Source organism: Frankia sp. BMG5.60 (genome assembly GCF_059428125.1).
On the sequence record NZ_CM182091.1, the window covers coordinates 2,624,893 to 2,642,585 of the forward strand.

Annotated in this window: 12 protein-coding genes; 5 read left to right on the top strand and 7 right to left on the bottom strand. The window is 72.6% G+C overall.

What is annotated here, in order from left to right; translation table 11 throughout:
* Positions 1 to 46: 46 nt before the first annotated feature.
* The 3 genes from AC5R91_RS10520 to AC5R91_RS10530 all read left to right on the top strand — a co-directional run bounded on the left by AC5R91_RS10520 (position 47) and on the right by AC5R91_RS10530 (position 3,595).
* Positions 47 to 1,276: an acyltransferase family protein gene (locus tag AC5R91_RS10520; protein ID WP_495396962.1), complete on the top strand. Its 1,230-nt coding sequence runs from the start codon at positions 47 to 49 to the stop codon at positions 1,274 to 1,276.
* 85 nt (positions 1,277 to 1,361) lie between these two features.
* Complete coding sequence (locus AC5R91_RS10525; protein WP_495396963.1) at positions 1,362 to 2,573, top strand: glycosyltransferase family 4 protein; 1,212 nt, start codon at positions 1,362 to 1,364, stop codon at positions 2,571 to 2,573.
* The gene (locus tag AC5R91_RS10530; protein WP_495396964.1) at positions 2,573 to 3,595 is read left to right on the top strand and encodes a glycosyltransferase; all 1,023 of its coding nucleotides are present in this window, start codon (positions 2,573 to 2,575) and stop codon (positions 3,593 to 3,595) included. Before AC5R91_RS10525 ends, AC5R91_RS10530 begins: the two co-directional genes overlap by 1 nt.
* Before the next feature lie 98 nt (positions 3,596 to 3,693).
* On the opposite strand, the gene AC5R91_RS10535 is transcribed toward AC5R91_RS10530, so the two are convergent.
* From AC5R91_RS10535 to AC5R91_RS10550, 4 genes are all read right to left on the bottom strand, one after another.
* Complete coding sequence (locus AC5R91_RS10535; protein WP_495396965.1) at positions 3,694 to 4,647, bottom strand: class I SAM-dependent methyltransferase; 954 nt, start codon at positions 4,645 to 4,647, stop codon at positions 3,694 to 3,696.
* A gap of 165 nt (positions 4,648 to 4,812) precedes the next feature.
* The gene (locus tag AC5R91_RS10540) at positions 4,813 to 5,991 is read right to left on the bottom strand and encodes an RNA polymerase sigma factor (RefSeq protein WP_009739720.1); all 1,179 of its coding nucleotides are present in this window, start codon (positions 5,989 to 5,991) and stop codon (positions 4,813 to 4,815) included.
* A 40-nt stretch (positions 5,992 to 6,031) separates the two neighbouring features.
* Positions 6,032 to 7,921: a DNA primase gene (dnaG, locus tag AC5R91_RS10545; RefSeq protein WP_495396966.1), complete on the bottom strand. Its 1,890-nt coding sequence runs from the start codon at positions 7,919 to 7,921 to the stop codon at positions 6,032 to 6,034.
* 464 nt (positions 7,922 to 8,385) lie between these two features.
* Positions 8,386 to 9,648: a deoxyguanosinetriphosphate triphosphohydrolase gene (locus AC5R91_RS10550; RefSeq protein ID WP_495396967.1), complete on the bottom strand. Its 1,263-nt coding sequence runs from the start codon at positions 9,646 to 9,648 to the stop codon at positions 8,386 to 8,388.
* Positions 9,649 to 9,742: 94 nt separating this feature from the next.
* On the opposite strand from AC5R91_RS10550, the gene AC5R91_RS10555 reads away from it, so the two are divergent.
* Complete coding sequence (locus AC5R91_RS10555; RefSeq protein WP_495396968.1) at positions 9,743 to 9,898, top strand: hypothetical protein; 156 nt, start codon at positions 9,743 to 9,745, stop codon at positions 9,896 to 9,898.
* 40 nt (positions 9,899 to 9,938) lie between these two features.
* The gene (locus tag AC5R91_RS10560; protein ID WP_009739724.1) at positions 9,939 to 10,478 is read left to right on the top strand and encodes a PH domain-containing protein; all 540 of its coding nucleotides are present in this window, start codon (positions 9,939 to 9,941) and stop codon (positions 10,476 to 10,478) included.
* 213 nt (positions 10,479 to 10,691) lie between these two features.
* On the opposite strand, the gene AC5R91_RS10565 is transcribed toward AC5R91_RS10560, so the two are convergent.
* The 3 genes from AC5R91_RS10565 to AC5R91_RS10575 all read right to left on the bottom strand — a co-directional run bounded on the left by AC5R91_RS10565 (position 10,692) and on the right by AC5R91_RS10575 (position 17,035).
* Positions 10,692 to 12,566 carry a transketolase gene (locus tag AC5R91_RS10565; protein ID WP_495396969.1) on the bottom strand — a complete coding sequence of 625 codons (1,875 nt, stop codon included), beginning with the start codon at positions 12,564 to 12,566 and terminating at the stop codon, positions 10,692 to 10,694.
* Positions 12,567 to 13,025: 459 nt separating this feature from the next.
* On the bottom strand, positions 13,026 to 13,712 hold the full coding sequence (locus AC5R91_RS10570; protein ID WP_495396970.1) for a YdcF family protein: 687 nt from the start codon (positions 13,710 to 13,712) through the stop codon (positions 13,026 to 13,028).
* Between the two features lie 164 nt (positions 13,713 to 13,876).
* The gene (locus AC5R91_RS10575) at positions 13,877 to 17,035 is read right to left on the bottom strand and encodes a glycine--tRNA ligase (protein ID WP_495396971.1); all 3,159 of its coding nucleotides are present in this window, start codon (positions 17,033 to 17,035) and stop codon (positions 13,877 to 13,879) included.
* Positions 17,036 to 17,693: the final 658 nt, after the last annotated feature.

Below are 17,693 nucleotides of genomic sequence, written 5' to 3' on the forward strand. Positions count from 1 at the left end.
CGTCGGGACCACCGTCGGCCCTGTGTCGGCCGCGAAGGAGCCTCTGATGGAATCGGGCATCGGACCGACCGCGAGCGCCCTCCCCACGCCGGCCGCCGCGCGCCCGAGCGGGTCCCCCGCCTCGGCGACCACCCCGAGCGCCGGACAGGCGGTGCGTGGACCCCGGCCCACCCTCGCCACGGCCTTCGCGGGGCCGAACAGCGGCGCGGCGCTGCGGTTGCTGTTCGCGGCGACGGTGTTGCTGTGCCACGGTTGGGCGCTGAGTGGACACCGCACACCTGCACTGGGCCACCACGAGTACGATGCGGTCGCCCTCAACGGCTTCTTCGCGGTGAGCGGCTTCCTGGTGACCCGCAGCGGCACGCGGCTGAGCCTCCCCCGCTTCCTGTGGCACCGGGCGTTGCGCATCCTGCCGGCCTTCTGGGCGTGCCTCCTGCTGGTCGCCCTCGTCGTAGCGCCCCTGGGTTGGCTGCACGACACCGGCTCGCTTCGCGGCTACCCGCTGACCGGCTCGCACGGCGCGCTGCGCTACCTCACCGACAACGCGCTGGTCAGGATGCGCTTCTACGACATCGCCGGCACGCCCACCGGCACCTTCTTCCCGCTGCCCGGCTCGGGCATGCCGGTCGCCTGGGACGGTTCGCTGTGGACACTGTGGTGGGAGGTGCTGTGCTACCTCGGCACCGCGGCGCTCGCGGCGGTGGGCCTGCTGCGCCGCCGCCCGGTTCTCGCCGTCGGTGCGGCGCTGCTGCTGCTCGCCGCGATCCACCCGCTGGGCCCCGGCGGCGCGCTGCTGCCGGCGCCCTTCTCCACGGACCTCGCCCGATTCGGGCTGCACTTCCTCGCCGGCGCCGTGCTGTGCCTGTACGCCGAGCGCATCCCGCTGTCAGGCCGGCTGGCCGCCGCGGCGGCGCTCGCGTTCGGCGCGTCGTTCTTCATCACCGACCAGCACCTGGTGTCCGCGCTGCCGATGGCGTACCTGATCGCGTGGCTTGCGGTCCGGCTGCCGCTGCGCCGGGTCGGCTCCCGCCGCGACCTGTCCTACGGCCTGTACATCTACGGTTTCCCGATCCAGCAGCTCGCCACCGTGTACGGCCTGCACCGGCTCGGCGCCCTCGTCTACCTGCCGCTGACCACGGTCGTGACGGTGCTGCTCGCCGCGGCGAGCTGGACCACCGTGGAGGCGCCGGCGCTGCGCCAGAAGAACCGGTGGTCCCGCCGTCCGGGTCCGGACGGCTCCCCCGACGCCCTTCCCGCCCCGCGCACAGGACACTGAGAGTGGGTTACTCAATCCTCAACGTGCCGATGACACGGCACTCAACACGGAGCCAACACCCCGCGAGAGATTAGCATCACCTTCCGTGCCGCTTCCTCGCCGATTCCCTGCCCCCTCCCCTGCGCCCGCACTCGACCAGCCCGCGCGCGTGCTGCTGCTGACCGTCTCGCGCGGGCTCGGCGGCGGCATCGAGCGTTACCTCACCACCGTCGAGGAGACGCTGCGTGCCGGCGGGGCAGACCTGCTGCGGATCGACATGCTGGGACCGGGGGTCGAGCTGACCGCCGCCGCCCGCGCCCGTTTCACCCTGCGGGCACTCGACCAGGCCCGGCGCTTCGGCCCCGCGGACAGCGTCGTCGCCGGCCATGCCAACCTCATCCCGGTCGCCGCCGCCGCGCTGCGGTTGACCCGGGCCCGCTTCGGCCCGGTCCTGTTCTACGGCACCGACATCTGGGGCATGCGCGCCGCCGACCGGGCGATCCTGCGGGCCGACCCCCTGCTGCACCCGCTCACGATCAGTTCCTACAGCGCGGGGGCGCTGTCCACTGTCGGCCTGGCCCCCATCCTGCCGCCTGGCATCTCCCCGGCCTGGCGGACGATGCTGCTCGCCGAGGCGAGCCGGCGACGGCCGCTACCGCCGGTCCCCACCATGCTCAGCGTCTTCCGGCTCGCCGACTGGGCGGGCAAGGGCGCGGCGGTGCTGATGGAGGCGGTGCGCTCCGTCCGGCAGACCCTGGGGCCGGTCCGGCTGGTGCTGGCCGGCCAGGGACCGGCTCCGGGTGCGCTGCACGAACTGGTGTCCGCGGATCCCGACACCGAGCTGCACGAGTCCCCGACCGACGAGGACCTCGCCCGGTTCTACGCCACCGCCGACCTGTTCGCCCTGTGCACCCGCACCCGACCGCGCGGACCGGCCGCCAGCGGCGAGGGCTACGGCATCGTGCTGTTGGAGGCCCAGCTCGCAGGGTGCGCGGTGGTCGGCCCGGCCTCCGGCGGCAGCCACGACGCCTACCAGGACGGCGTCACCGGCTCCACCCCCGTCGACGAGTCCGCCGAGGCACTCGCCGACGTGCTGCGCGCCATGCTCGCCGACCGGGCGCGCCTCGCCCGCACCGGGCGGCGCGCCGCCGAGTGGGCGGCGGCTGCCACCCGGCCGGACGACTACGTCCGGCTCGTGTTCACCGCCCTGACCGGGCGTCCGCCCGCCGCCCTCGGCGGGGCGGAGGTCCCGGACCAGCCGGCGGACGCCCCGCGCGGCAAGGCGCGCGCCGGCGCACCCTCTCACTCGGGAGCATGATGAAGATCCTGGTCGACTGCGCCGGCGCCCGCATCGGCGGCGCGAAACGCCTGCTGAACGAGTTCGACCTCTACCTGCAGGACCGCCGGCTGCCCGAGCTGCGGGTGACCGGGCGCGACCGCGTCCTGACCGCCCCCTGGTTGCTGCGCCGGGAGCGCCCCGGCGACCGGTACGACCGCTCGCTGGCGCTGAACAACGTGTCCTTCGCGCTGACCGGCCGCGAGCGCCGGGTCCTCATCCACGGCCCCCAGCACTTCCTGCGGATGGACGAGGTGCGCACGCTCGGGCTGCGGATCGGCCCGGCTGTGCACGCGCAGGCCCCGGTCGTGTGGGCGGCTATGCGCCGGGCCGACCACATCTTCGTTCCGTCGACGAGCATGGCCGAGCGGGTCCTGCGGATCATGCCGGCCGCCCGGGACCGGGTGGTCGTGGCGTTCAACCCGGTGACGCCGCCGGACCCGCACCTGCTGCGGGTCCGCTCGGACGAGCGCCGCGAGCGGGACGCGGGCGCCGGGACGGTGGACTTCCTGTGCCCCATCATCATCACCCCGCACAAGCTGATGGCCCGCCGCCTGCGGGCGGGGCTCGGGGCCCTCGACATCCTCGCCGGACCGCCCCACCACATCGACGCCACGATCACCGTCACCGGCCGGGCGGACCTGATCGAGGATCCCGCGGTGGCGCACCATCCACGCCTGCGGCTCGTCAGGGAGCACCCGGCGACCACGGTCATCGACATGATGATCCGGTGCGACGCCATCTTCTTCCCGGCCGAGCTCGAATCCTTCGGCTACCCCATGGCCGAGGGCCGGATGATGGGCGTGCCCGTCGTCGCGCTGGACACCGCCCACAACCGCGAGATCGCCGGTCCGGCGCTGGTCGGCTACGAGCGGGAGGCCGCCGAGGAGATCGCCGCCGCGTTGCACGCCGCGCTCGAGGCGGACCTGAAGCCGGACCAGGACAACCCGTTCGACCGCGGGCGCTACTTCGATCTGCTGCTCGGCGAGGGCGCCGCGGGCTGATCGCGGCGGTTCCGGCGGGCGTGGTCGTGCTCCACCGCGTCCGCCGCGGCGGACCCAGCTCGCTCAGCCGGCACAGTCCGCTCAGCGGGTCGGGTCGCTCAGCGGGTCGGGTCGTTGTCCGCCGTCGCCGGAACGATGGGCTCCAGATCGAACGGCTCCAGATCGAACGGCTCGACGGGCGTCGCCTGAGCCGGCACCGGGAGCCCGCGCGACGGCGTCGCCACGGACTGCGCGGCCACGTCAAGGCGCCGGGCGACCAGTAGATGCTGACCGGCGACGTCGTCGTCGACGTCGACGAGCGAGGCCACCGGCACGAGATCCAGATCGCCGAATCCGGCCGCCGTCACGAGTCGACGCACCTGGTCGGCGCTGCGGCCGAAGCAGTTCAGCGCGAACCGGAGCTTCAGCCGGCCCGCCAACCCCCGCTCGGCGCGCCACTGCGCCTCGGTCCGCCAGCGGGGATCGTCGACGACCACGTGCACGAGCAACCGGCCGCCGGGGCGCAGTGCGGTGTGCCAGCCACGCAGCGCGCGCGCGAACACCTCGTCGGTGAGGTGTTGCACGACCGCGACGGAGTAGACGACGTCGACGTCACGGCCACCGCGGATGAACTCGTCGACGGTGACGTAGTCCAGGTTGCGGGCCGGGTTCAACACCCGCGCGCAGGCGAGCGCCCCGCGGGAGACGTCGACCGCGGTCACCGAGTGGACCCGTGGCGCCACGGCCGCGGCCAGGTAGCCGGGGCCGCAGCCGACGTCGAGGACATCGTCGTCCGCATGCAGGTAACGGCCAAGCATCTCGTCGGCGAGCACCTGCCGGGTGCGCCGGTTGCGCTCGGCCGCGGCGTGACGGTCATGTTCGCCAGGCTGGAAGTAGTGCGGGCTCCAGGCCAGCAGGCCCAGCGCGACCGCCGGGCGCCGGCCGGCCGGGGTCACGGCCAGTAGCGCAGACACCCATCGAGCGCCGAGGAAGTTCTGCGCACCGGCTGTCGCCATGGCGAATCCCGCCAGCGGGCGTAGCCGGCGTGCGACGGTGGATCCCCTGCCAGCCATGCTCGCCATCCTCTCGGCCGGACAGACGGCACTGAACGTGCCGCCGCGCACCGGGCCGACGAGCATCGATGGACAGCAACCACCGAGGATCAGGACACCGATACTAGCCAAGAGTAATATTGTCGCCACCCACGGTCAACGACCCGAGTGACCACTCAGGCGCGTCTACTCCAGGTAGTCGCGCAGCTTCTGCGATCGCGACGGGTGGCGGAGCTTCGACAGCGTCTTGGACTCGATCTGCCGGATGCGCTCACGGGTGACGCCGAACTCGCGCCCGACCTCCTCCAGCGTGCGGGGATGGCCGTCAGTGAGCCCGAAACGGAGCTGGATGACCTTCTTCTCCCGGTCGGAGAGGGTATGCAGGACCGAGTCGAGCTGCTCCTGCAGGAGGATGAAGCTCGCCGCGTCGACCGGGACGACAGCGTCGCAGTCCTCGATGAAGTCGCCGAGGTGGGAGTCCTCCTCCTCACCGATGGGCGTCTCCAGCGAGACCGGCTCCTGGGAGACCTTGAGGATCTCCCGGACCTTGTCCGGGGTGAGGTCCATCTCCTTGGCGATCTCCTCCGGGCTCGGCTCGCGGCCGAGGTCCTGAAGGAGCTGCCGCTGGATGCGGATCAGCTTGTTGATGGTCTCGACCATGTGCACCGGGATGCGGATCGTGCGCGCCTGGTCGGCGATCGCGCGGGTGATCGCCTGCCGGATCCACCAGGTGGCGTAGGTCGAGAACTTGTAGCCCTTGGTGTAGTCGAACTTCTCGACCGCGCGGATCAGGCCGAGGTTGCCCTCCTGGATGAGGTCCAGGAACAGCATGCCGCGACCGACATAGCGCTTGGCGATCGAGACGACGAGGCGCAGGTTCGCCTCGACCAGCTTGCGCTTGGCGATCTGCCCGTCGCGCTCGATGGCCTCGAGATCCCGCCGCATCTGCGGGGAGGTCTTCTTCGTCGCCACCGCGAGCTTCTCGGAGGCGAACAGCCCGGCCTCGATCCGCTTGGCGAGGTCGACCTCCTCCTCGGCGGTGAGCAGCGGGACCTTGCCGATCTCCTTGAGGTACATGCGCACCGGGTCGGAGGTCGGTGCCTTGAGCGCGAGCTCCTCCTCCTCGCGGCGCCGGCGGGCGAGGAGATCGGCCTCGTCGGGGTTCTCACCCCCCGCCTCGAGTACCTCGATGCCCTCGTCGTTGAGCACCTGCAGCACCGTCTCGGCCTGCTCCGGGGGCAGCTCCGCCGCCTGGATGGCGACCGTGACATCCTCGGTGGTGAGGAAACCGATCTCCTTGCCCCGGGTGATGAGGTCCTTGACCTCGTCCACCTGGGCTTCGCGGGGTAGGACGGTAGGACTCATGGGCGGAATCTCGTCACTTCCTTCTCGGGATCGACCCAGGTTACGCGGCACCTACGCCCCGCTCCCGGAGTTGATGCTTGTGCTGTTCCAAAGCGATCAGCTCACCGTAGGCACGGTTGAAGGCCTCGGCGTCGGCCACCGGGTTAAGCCGCTGCACTCGCGACTTCAGGTCGGTGATCCGACGTGTCACATGCAACTCCTGTACGCGTGACATCTGTTCGTCGACATAACGATCATCCACATCGTGGTCGCAGAGCACCCTTTCCACGGCGAGCGCGGTGACGAAACGTCGCAGCCCCTCCTCCGTCGCCGCCGCGGACAGCTCCGTCGCCCACACGGCGACGTCGCCGGTCCTCGCCAGCCCCCCGCCCACCCCACCGAGACCCACGATGAGCTCACGGACGGCGCGGTGCGCGGGAACAGTGAACATCTCCGGGGCCAGCGTGTCGAACATCGGCCCTGCAAGTCCCGGAAACTGGACCGCGAGTTTGAGCGCCTCACGCTCCACGATGACGACCGGGTCGGTCGCGGCGGGCTCCCGGCGGCCCACCGCCGACGCGACGGCGGCGGACCGGCCGCCCGTCTGCTTCTCCCGGTGCTCGGCGACCCGACGCGCCACGAACCGCTCGTCGAGGAATCCCAGCCAGCGGTCCAGGTTCACCGCGTGGCGGTGGCGCAGGCCGGCGTCCTTGATCCGGTTGATCAACGGGGCCGCGGCGTCCAGGGCGGCGAGGCGGCCCTCGGTGGTGTCGAGGTCGTAGCGGGCGAGCACCCCGCGGATCGCGAACTCCACCAGCGGGACGCGGCGGGCGACCAGCTCGCGCACGGCGGCGTCGCCGCCGCGCATCCACAGCTCGCACGGGTCGAGCCCGGCGGGTTCCACCGCGACGAACGTCTGGGTGGCGAAGCGCTCCTCGTGCTCGAACGCCCGCAGGGCGGCCTTCTGGCCGGCGGCGTCGCCGTCGAAGGTGAAGATCACCTCGCCGCGGCGCTCGTCGGAGTCCATGAGCAGCCGGCGCACGACCGCGACGTGTTCCGGGCCGAAGGCGGTGCCACAGGTCGCCACGGCCGTGGTGACCCCGGCGAGGTGGCAGGCCATCACGTCGGTGTAGCCTTCGACCACCACGACCTGGTATCGCCGGGCGATGTCGCGGCGGGCCAGCTCCGCCCCGTAGAGCAGGCTCGCCTTCTTGAACAGCGGCGTCTCGGGCGTGTTGAGGTACTTCGGACCGGCGTTCGGCGAGCCGTCCTCGGCGAGGCGGCGCCCGCCGAAGCCGACCACCTCGCCGGCGAGGTCCCGGATCGGCCACATGAGCCGGTGGTGGAACCGATCGATCAGGCCCCCGCGGGCTCCCTGTTTGGACAGCCCCCCGAGCACGAGCTCCTCGCCGGTGAAGCGGCGCGACAGCAGGTGGCGGGTGAGCGTGTCCCAGCCGGTCGGGGCGTAGCCGACGCCGAAGCGCTGTGCCGCCGTGAGATCGAAGCCCCGGGCGGTGAGGAAGTCCCAGCCGGCGCGGGCCGACGAGTGGCCGCCGAGCTGCTCGGCGTAGAACTCGGCCGCGATCCGGTGCGCCTCCAGCAACCGCTGACGCTGGCTGGACACGGTCCGGTCGGTGGTGCCACCGCCCTCGAAGGTCAGCGTGACCCCGGCGCGGCGGGCCAGCCGCTCGGCGGCCTCCCGGAAACTCAGCCCGTCGATCTCGCGGACGAAGGAGTAGACGTCGCCGCCCTGCTGGCAGCCGAAGCAGTGGAACAGGCCGGTGGCCATGTTGACGTAGAAGGAGGGTGACTTCTCCTCGTGGAACGGGCACAGCCCGACCAGCTCGTTACGCCCCGCCGGGCGCAACTGGACGTGTTCGGAGACGACGTCCGCGATCGGCGAGCGCTCCCGGACCAGGGCGACGTCGGCGTCACGGATTCGTCCGGCCACCCGTCCCTCCCCTCGTCCGTGTCGGGCAAGAGGTACCTCGCCCGGGGCAGAACGCCCGCCAGTAGTGCGCCATCCCGTTCCCGCGGAGCCGATCATCACGGCACCGTCGCCGTACCCCCGGCCGATGTCGGCGGTGAAGGCGGCCGCGACGCCGCTCACATCGGTCCTACCGGTGCGATGGTACGTGTCGTAAGCACGACAGTACCGATCATGCCACGGGAATGTTGAGGACAATGGCCGCCACCTGCATCCCGGGCCGGGAGAGTGGCCTCGCGGCCGGCCGTGGCGACCCTCCCTCCGACGGGGGATGCGCCCCTACCCCGGGTGGGGACGGGTTCGTTCCCTCAGCCGGGGGTGCGACGATCACCCGCGTGGAGGACCCCGCACCGCCCCGCGGCGCGCGCCGACCGGCGCGGCGCCACCCGCAGCCGCCGCGGGCGGGCGCCGACGGGCGACCGGGCCGCTCAGAGCACACGGTGCACCGGCTGCCCGCGCAGCGCGGCGTGGCGCCGCTCGGCGCTCGCGTCGGTCAGCCGGGCCACCTGGTCGACGACCACCCGCAGCCGGGCGGCGTCGTCCGGGGACGCCTCGAAACGGGCGCGCAACGACGGGTCCAGTGACCGCGGCGCGCCGCGCAGCAACAGATCCACGAGTTCGGTGACGACCTCCCGCTGCCGGGCCTGCCGGGTCCGCGCGCCCGGCCGCTCCATGACGTACCACGCGGTCACCCCCTTGAGGGCGGCGCATTCCGCCACCGTGGCGGAATCCACCGCCAGGTCCGCGCCGTAGCGCCGCAGCGGCCCCTCGGGATGGCGTTCCCGCGTGGCCCGCACCGCCGCCCGGGAGAACCGCGCGATCAGCTCGCTCGTCATCGCCCGCAGCGCCGCCTGGCCGCGGGCCGACGTGATCTCCGAACGGATCCACCAGGGTTGGCCACGCAGCGTGTCCAGAGCCGCCGACACCGCCGCCGCCGAAGCGCCCGGGTAGCGCTGCGCGGTGGCGGCCGCCAGCTCCTCGCGGTGCCCCGGATCGTCGAGCGCGGCGAGCTCGATGTGCCCGCCGACGACCCCGTCCTCGAGATCGTGGACCGAGTAGGCGACGTCGTCGGCCCAGTCCATGATCTGGGTCTCGAAGCACCGCCGCCCCGGCGGGGCGCCCGCGCGCACCCACTCCAGCACGGGCAGGTCGTCCTCGTACGCGCCGAACTTGCCGGCGTGCTCGGGCGGGGCGTACCGGCGCGTCCACGGGTACTTGGTCGCGGCGTCCAGGCTCGCGCGCGTCAGGTTCAGCCCCGCACTGCGCCCCTCGTCATCAACGATCTTGACCTCCAGTCTCGTCAGCTCCCGCAGGCTCTGCGCGTTGCCCTCGAAGCCGCCGCAGGCCGCCGCCGCCTCGTCCAGCGCCAGCTCGCCGTTGTGCCCGAAAGGGGGATGTCCGAGGTCGTGTGCGAGGCACGCCGCATCGACGAGGTCCGCATCGGCTCCCAGCTCCGCCGCGAGTTCCCGCCCCACCTGGGCGGTCTCGAGCGAGTGGGTGAGCCGAGTCCGCGGGAAATCGTCGTCGAGCGGGCCTACGACCTGCGTCTTTCCCGCCAGCCGGCGCAGCGCGCTGGAGTGCAGCACTCGCGCCCGGTCCCGGACGAACGGGGGCCGCGGCTGCGGTGTAGCCTTCGGGCGTTCCGAGACCCGACGGACCGTATCCGAAGCGTCATACCACTCACCGACCACGAGGTTGAGCGTATCGGCGCGATTCGGGGACCTCGGCCGATCGCAGCGACGATACTTTGTGCGCACCCTTCACCAATCGGCCCGGAGGCCCGCCGTGGACAAGATCATCAAGTATGGCGCGATCGCGTTTATCCTCTTCTTCGTGGTGACCTCGCCGAACAGCGCGGCCAGCATCATCGACCGTGTGTTCGGATGGTTGCAGTCATGGGCCGACGGGGTGTCCACGTTCGTCAGCGACACCGCCCTGTAATGCCTGCCCAGGCGGCCCGGATGTCTGGGACACTGCGGACGTGGTGAGACTTCAGCTCCCGGATCCAGCCCAGCGCGACACCAAGTACCTGGCGTCGCAGGAACGCCTGGTGATGATGGTGCGGCTGCACTGGGCCGTCCTGCTCCCCGTCTTCCTCCAGACCCTGGGTGCGGTGCTGCTCGCCCTGGTGGCGAACATCCTGTTCGCCGCGCAGGACGTCGACGCGGGCTTCATCACCACACTGTTGTGGTACTTCGCGCTCTTTATGATCTTGCGGATGCTCTGGAAGGTCGCCGACTGGCAGTTCGATCATCTGATGATCACGGACAAGCGGCTGCTGAAGGTGTCGGGGATCTTCTTCCGCAAAGTCCAGACGATGCCGCTGTCCAAGATCACCGATCTGACCTACAACCGGGATCCGCTAGGCCGGCTGCTCGGTTACGGCGAGTTCGTGGTCGAGTCCGCAGGTCAGGACCAGGCACTATCCAAGATCCAGTTTCTGCCGCGACCGGACCGGCTCTACCTCACCCTGGTCGACATGACCTTCGGTGGGGCACCATCGCCGGCCGGCGACGACTGACGCCGGCGGTACGGATCCCACCCGCGGGGGACGACGCGGGGGTGGCCGCGTCGCCGGGACTGCCGGGCGTGTGACGGCGCCGGGCTCTGGTGACGCGGCCACGGGCATGACGACGGCAGCGGGGCCGGGGGGACGTCATCCCCCCGGCCCCGCTGCCGTCTCCGCACCATCGGCGGTCCTCCCCGGCGGCGTCGCGCGCCGCCGGGGAGACCCTCAGCGCAGCAGGTCGCGGGCTGCCTCGACGATGTGCTTCGCCGAGATGCCGGCGGCGTCGAGCAGCTCCTCCGGCGTGCCGGAACCGGGCAGCGAGCGCACCGCGAGGTGCCGGACGGACAGCGGCAGCCCGCTGTCGTCCAGTGCCCCGAGCACGGCGCTGGCCAGGCCACCCTCCGGGTAGTGGTCCTCGGCGACGACGATGCGCCCGCCGGTGGCCCGGGCGGCGTCGAGCAGGGTCGCGGCGTCGACCGGCTTGACCGAGTACAGGTCGATCACCCGGGCGGCGACCCCCTCGGCGGCGAGCGTGTCGGCGGCGGCCAGGGCCTGGTGCAGGGTGACACCGGCACCGATGAGCGTGACGGTGTCGCCGTCCGAACGGCGCAGCACCTTGGAGCCCCCGGGGGCGAACGGCTCGTCCGGGCCGTAGAGCACCGGGTAGGCGCCACGGGTGGTACGCAGGTAGCTCACCCCGGACAGGTCGGCCATCGCCGCGACGAGCTTGGCGGCGGACGTCGCGTCGCTCGGGTAGAGCACCGTCGACCCGCCGACGGCCCGCATCATCGCCAGGTCCTCCAGCGCCATCTGCGACGGACCGTCCGCGCCGATCTCCACCCCGGCGTGGCTGCCGGACAACCGGATGTCGGCCTGGGAGATCGCCGCCATCCGGATGAAGTCGTAGGCGCGGGAGAAGAAGGCGGCGAAGGTGGAGGCGAACGGCACGTAGCCGCGCACCGACAGGCCTACCGCCGCCGCGACGAGCTGCTGCTCCGCGATGAAGATCTCGAAGAACCGGTCCGGGTACGCCTTGGCGAAGTCCTCGGAGTAGGTCGAGTTGCTCACCTCGGCGTCGAGGGCGACGACGTCGGTGCGCGCCCCGAGCGCGGCCAGCGCCTGCCCGTAGGCCCGACGGGTCGCGACCTTGGCCCCGAGCTCGTAGCTGGGCAGGGTGATCGCCGGCCGGCTGATCGGCTCCGGGCGCGGGAAGTCCGGCCCCGGCACCGGGCCACGGATGCGCAGGTTGCGCTCGCCGCCGAGCTCGGCGATGGCGCGCTCGGCCATGTCCGCCGGGAAGGGCTTGCCGTGCCAGCCCTCCTTGTCCGACGTCTCCGAGAAGCCGGCGCCCTTGTGGGTGCGGGCGAGGATGACGGTCGGCCGGGTCGCGTCCTCGGCCCCGGCGAGCGCCTCGTCGATCGCGGCGATGTCGTGGCCGTCGACGACGACCGCCCGCGCGCCGAACGACTCGACCCGCTTGGCGTAGGTGTCGAGATCCCAGCCGAGCTCGGTGGGGCCACGCTGGCCGAGCCGGTTGACGTCGACGATCGCGATCAGGTTCGACAGGTTGTAGTAGGAGGCCTTGTCCAGCGCCTCCCAGACCGACCCCTCCGCCATCTCGCTGTCACCGCAGATCACCCAGACGCGGTAGGGCACCTTGTCCAGGTACTTCCCGGCGAGCGCCACCCCCACGCCGTCGGGCAGGCCCTGCCCGAGCGAACCGGTGGCGACGTCGACCCAGGGCAGGATCGGGGTGGGGTGGCCCTGCAGCCGCTCGCCGAAGCGGCGGTAGCCGTTGATGAGCTCCTCGTCGCTGACGACCCCGACCGCCTTGAAGATCGAGTAGATCAGCGGGGAGGCGTGGCCCTTGGAGAAGATGAGGTGATCGTTCGCCGGGTCGTCGGGGTTGTCCCAGTCGTAGCGCAGGTGCCGGGCCACGAGGGCGGCCAGCACGTCCGCGGCGGACATGGAAGAGGTGGGGTGCCCGGAGCCGGCCGAGGTGCTGCTGCGCACCGAGTCGACCCGCAGCTGCTGCGCGAGTTCCCGGACTGTCTCCAGATCGGCCGTCCCGACCGCACTCTCGGATACGGGAGTTGCCACACCAGTCTCCTTAGGAAGTCGTTACACTCGCGGAAGGTGATTTCCGGGGTGTTGTCGCACGCATCGGGTGGCCGCCTCCGCCGCCTTGCGTCACTGCCGCTTGTCGCACTACCCTCTCATCCGGCGATCCGAACCGTACCAGCGCGGGTGACCACCGAAGAGGGTCGAACGCGCTGCGGGTAGGTCACATCGGAGATTCGTCCGATTTCGTCCGGCCGGCCACCGCGCGCCCTTCGCCGCCCCGCCGCTGCCCACCGCCGCCCGTCCGGGAGAGGCCACCTCGCGGGCGGCCACCCGCGCGCCGGAAGGTGTCGAGCCGGTCGGTGCCGGCGGCGGGCCTGTCCGCGCCCGAACCGACAACCCGGCGCGACGGCCGCGCGCAGCGGCCTCCGGGAGCAGCCCTGCCGCCCCCGGCCGCCGCTGCGCGCCTGCGACGGCGGGCCGTCGCAGGCGCCGAGCTCAGACCGCCCGTGTGGTCGCCGAGGGCGGCGAGGCCCGGTGGAAAAGCTTGTACCAGCGGTAGCCGATGCCCTCGCGAATGATGTAGCGGACCTTGGTGTCGAAGCCACGGACGGCCGGGCCGCGAGTCACCGGCGACGTGGTCGCGTCCAGCCCGAGATCGCGCGCCATCGTCCGGGACCGCAGGCTGTGCGGCGGGTCGGTGACCAGGACCGTCGACCGCCAGTGCCGGGTGTTCATGACCCCCGCGACGGCGGTCAGCGAACCGAGGGTGTCCGAGCCCTCCGGGACGACGATCACCCGATCGGCCGGAACGCCCCGGCGGCGCAGGTACGCGGCGCCGGCCTCGGCCTCGGTGTAGCGATCGCCGGGCTGCTTGCCGCCGATCGTGATCACGTTGGGTGCGACGCCCTGCCGGTAGAGCTCCAGTGCGTGGTCGAGGCGGGCGGCGAAGACCGCCGAGGGACGCCCGTCGTACTGCGAGGCCCCGAGGACGACCAGGGTGTCGGAGGCGGGCCGGTGATCCTCCCGGCCCACCCACCACACCTGAACGAACGTGACCACGGTGAGGATCACGACGGCGGCGACGACCGCGACCACAGCCCGGATCGCCCACCGCCACCAGGGCACCTGGTACCAGGTCGCGCGGAACGGATGGACAGCGAGGCTAGGACGGGACAGACCCACGCGATGGAACAGTAGCCCCCCGTGGCGGGCTATCCGACACAGCGCGGCCTATGCGCCCATTTGTCCTGGTTCTTTCGCGGGTGACCGGACGGCGGCGGGCCGCGCCCGCCGGACCGGCCACCGACCGGACCGAGCGGCGGCGGGGTCGGTCCTCGGCGGCGGGGTCAGTGCCCGGCGGCGGGCAGCGAGCCGAGCGCCTCCCAATCCAGGGTGCCCGCCGTGAGATCCCGGATCCGGGCGAGCAGGCCGAGCCGGGCCGCCCGGACCGCCGGATCGGGGTCCATCACCATCAGCGCGTCGAAGAACCCGTCGATCGCGGCCGGCAGCTCCCCCGCTGCGGCGACGAGCTCGCCGAGCGGGACGAACGCCGGGTACGCCGACTCCCTCGAGCCGACCGGAACGTCCGCCACGACCGGACCATCGGCCCCGACCGGAGCCGGCGAACCTGCTCGCGTGCCGAGGCGCTCCGCCAGTGCGGTGACCACGGCCAGAAGCCGGGCGGCGGCCGGCTCGGTGAGCCGCTCGCCGTCGAGGACGGCGGGGGCGTCGGCCGGAACGATGCGACGCACGCGCTGCAGCGCAGCCGCCAGGGCGGCGAACGCGGCCGGATCGCCCGTCGTCGCGGGCGTCGTCGTGGCGGTGGCCGGTTCACCGGCGCCGGCCAGCATCGCCCCGGCGGGCACCGCGATCAGCTCGCGCAGCGTCGCCAGGGTGGCCGCCGCGCGCGCCGGGGTGCCGGTGAGCGGGGCGACCGCACCGACCAGGCGGTGGTCGACCCCGCTGTCGAGGAGCTGCTGGGTGTAGCGGCCGCGGAGGAACGCCTCGGCCGCGGCGAGCGCCGGCCCGGACACCGGCACCGGGGTGAGCCGGGCGGCCCGGGCAAGGACGTCGGCGACGGCGAGGCCTGCGAGCTCGGGCCGGCTGCCGAGGATCGCGGCGGCACCAAGCGCCGCCCGGCGCAGCCCGAACGGGTCGGAGCTGCCGGTCGGCGCGGCATCCAGGGCGAACAGCCCGACGAGCAGGTCGAGCCGGTCGGCGAGGGCCAGCAGCGACCCGGAGACGGTGGCGGGCAGGTCGTCGCCCGCCCGGCGCGGCAGCTCCATCTCGTAGAGCGCGGTGGCGACGGCCTCGGGCTCACCGGCCCGACGGGCGTATTCCCGGGCCATCGTGCCGGCGAGGCTGGACAGCTCGACCACCATCTGGGTGGCCAGGTCGAATTTGGCGAGCGTGGCCGCTCGGTCCAGGGTCGCCCGGTCGTCGGCGCCGAGGCCGATCTCGTCGCCGAGCGCGCGGGCCAGCGCCCCGATCCGGTCCGCCCGGTCGGCGACCGAACCGAGCCGCTGTTCGAAGGTGAGCTTCGCGAGCCCGGCGCGGAAGGTCTCCAACGGCACCTTTACGTCGGCGTCGTAGAAGAAGGCGGCGTCGGTGAACCGGGCCCGGATGACGTCCTCGTTGCCGGCGCGCACGAGCGCGTCGTCGACCTGCCCGTCGGCGACGGCGACGAAGGCCGGCAGCAGCCGCCCCGCGGCGTCGCGCACGGGCAGGTACCGCTGGTGCTTGCGCATGACGGTGGTGAGGATCTCCGCGGGCAGCTCCAGGAAGCGCGCCTCGAAGGCGCCCAGCAGCGGCCGCGGGAACTCGACGAGGTTCGTCACCTCGGCCAGAGTGTCGGCGTCGGCGTCGGGATCGATGTGGCCGCCGGTGTCCGCGGTGAGCTTGGCGGCCTCCTCCACGACGAGGTCGCGACGCACCGCCGGGTCGAGCAGGATGGAGCGGGCGGCGAGCAGCTCCGGGTAACCGTCGGCGCTGGCCACCTCGATCGGCGGCGATCCCGCCCGCCGGTGGCCCAGGGTGGTCCGCCCGGCGGCGAGGGAGGACACCGCCACCGGCACCACCGTCTCCCCGAGCAGGGCGACCAGCCAGCGCACCGGGCGGCTGAAGGACAGCTCCGGGTCGTTCCAGCGCATGTTGCGCTCCGCGCGCAGCCCGGCGACGAGCTCGCCCAGGACGTCGGCCAGCACGTCGGTGGCGTCCCGGCCGGCCTCGGTGCGAACCAGGGCGACATGCTCGACGTCGCGGTGGGTGACGATCTGGAGGTCGGCGGGGTCCGCGCCCTGCCCGCGGGCGAAACCGACCGCGGCCTTCGTCGGCGCTCCGGCGGTGTCGTAGGCGGCACTGACCCGCGGGCCGCGCACCACCCGCTCGACGTCCGGCTCACGCGGGGCCACGTCCTCGACGATCGCCACGATCCGGCGGGGGGTGCCCTGCACCCGCACGCCGCCGTGGGTGAGTCGGGTGGCGGCCAGCCGGTCGAGCAGGCCGGCGCGCACCACCGCCACCGTGCGGGTCACCTCGGCCGCGGGCAGCTCCTCCGTGCCGATCTCGAACAACAGGGTCGCCGGCTCGCGCACCGGGGTGGGCACGGTGACCGGCACGGCCGCCGGGGGCGGGCTCGCCACGCCGAGCGGGTGGCCGAGCTCCTCGCGGCGATCCCGCCACAGGGCGGCGACCTCGCGGGACAGCCCGCGCATCTGGGCGAAGGAGGTCGCCCGCTCGGTGGTCGACACGGCTCCGCGCGAGTCGAGGATGTTGAACGCGTGCGAGCACTTCAGCACGTAGGAGTGCGCCGGAACGGGCAGACGGGCGTCGACGAGCCGCCGGGCCTCGGCGGCGTAGTCGGCGTAGAGGCGGCGCACGGTGTCGATGTCGGCGTCGTCGAGGTAGTACCGCGACATCTCGTACTCGGCCTGGCCGAACACCTCGCCGTAGGAGATGCCCGGCGCGTAGGCGAGCTCGCTGAAGTGGCGGACCCCCTGCAGCGCCATGAGGATGCGTTCCATGCCGTAGGTGATCTCGACGCTGATCGTGTCGAGCGTCTGGCCGCCGGCCTGCTGGAAGTAGGTGAACTGGGTGATCTCCAGCCCGTCGAGCCACACCTCCCAGCCGAGCCCCCAGGCGCCGAGCGCGGGCGAAGCCCAGTTGTCCTCGACGAAGCGCACGTCGTGGGCGGCGGTGTCGACCCCGATCGCCGCCAGGCTGCCGAGGTAGAGCTCCTGGGCGTTGCCCGGATCGGGCTTGAGGATCACCTGGAACTGGGTGTGCGTCTGCAGCCGGTTGGGGTTCTGGCCGTAGCGGGAGTCGTCGGGACGGACCGACGGCTCCACGTAGGCCACCCGCCACGGCTCCGGACCGAGCACTCGCAGCACCGTCGCCGGGTTGAGCGTACCGGCGCCGACCTCGGTGTTGAACGGCTGCATGATCATGCAACCGCGGTCGGTCCAGTAGCGGGTCAGCGCCAGCAACGCGTCCTGCATGGTCAACATCGGGTGAGCCTCGGCTTTTCGCTGTCACGGTCACGAGCGGGGCAGGACGCCCCACCCACGGGTCGGCCCCGGGCCGCGCGCGGCGACCTTCCGGGGACGAGCCCGCCAGTGGGCTGGACGGGAGTCCCGAAGATCCCGGCCGGCCTGGTCGCCCTGGCCCCGGCCCGCCGAGATCCGATATCGCGATATGTCATATCTACAAATGTGCGATGCACGTCCGAGGCTACCGGGCGGCACCGACAACCCGCGCCAGGCGGGGCGCGGCCGCCGACGCCGCGGATCAGCGGGCTGGACGGGAGTCCCGAGGATCCCGGCCGGCCTGGAGGGCGTGTGTTTACTTGTGGTGCGTTCTGCACGGTCTGGGAGCGCAGACCGTGCAGTCCGTACCGCACGGCGCCTCCAGCATCCGACCTGGATGATCGTCGCGTCCGCGGAACCGTGCCCGCGGCACGACCTGGCACCGCGAGGGCCTGGCACGGTCCTGACGGTTCCGCGGAACCGCGCCGGCGCCGTCGGAGGCGAGCCCGACGTCAAGGACGACCCCGACGCCCATGACCACACGTTCCCACGGCCATGCCTCGACGGTCCGGCTTCAGGTGGCGCCACCACGCCGCCTGATCACAACCACCTACGCGACCTCGTCGCCCTCGCCTCGGCC

What these genes read in the sequence shown, in the direction of transcription:
- AC5R91_RS10520 (WP_495396962.1), top strand. Translation starts at nt 47, where the DNA reads ATGGAATCGGGCATCGGACCGACCGCGAGCGCCCTCCCCACGCCGGCC.
- AC5R91_RS10530 (WP_495396964.1), top strand. Translation starts at nt 2,573, where the DNA reads ATGAAGATCCTGGTCGACTGCGCCGGCGCCCGCATCGGCGGCGCGAAA.
- AC5R91_RS10535 (WP_495396965.1), bottom strand. Translation starts at nt 4,647, where the DNA reads ATGGCTGGCAGGGGATCCACCGTCGCACGCCGGCTACGCCCGCTGGCG.
- AC5R91_RS10540 (WP_009739720.1), bottom strand. Translation starts at nt 5,991, where the DNA reads ATGAGTCCTACCGTCCTACCCCGCGAAGCCCAGGTGGACGAGGTCAAG.
- AC5R91_RS10575 (WP_495396971.1), bottom strand. Translation starts at nt 17,035, where the DNA reads ATGTTGACCATGCAGGACGCGTTGCTGGCGCTGACCCGCTACTGGACC.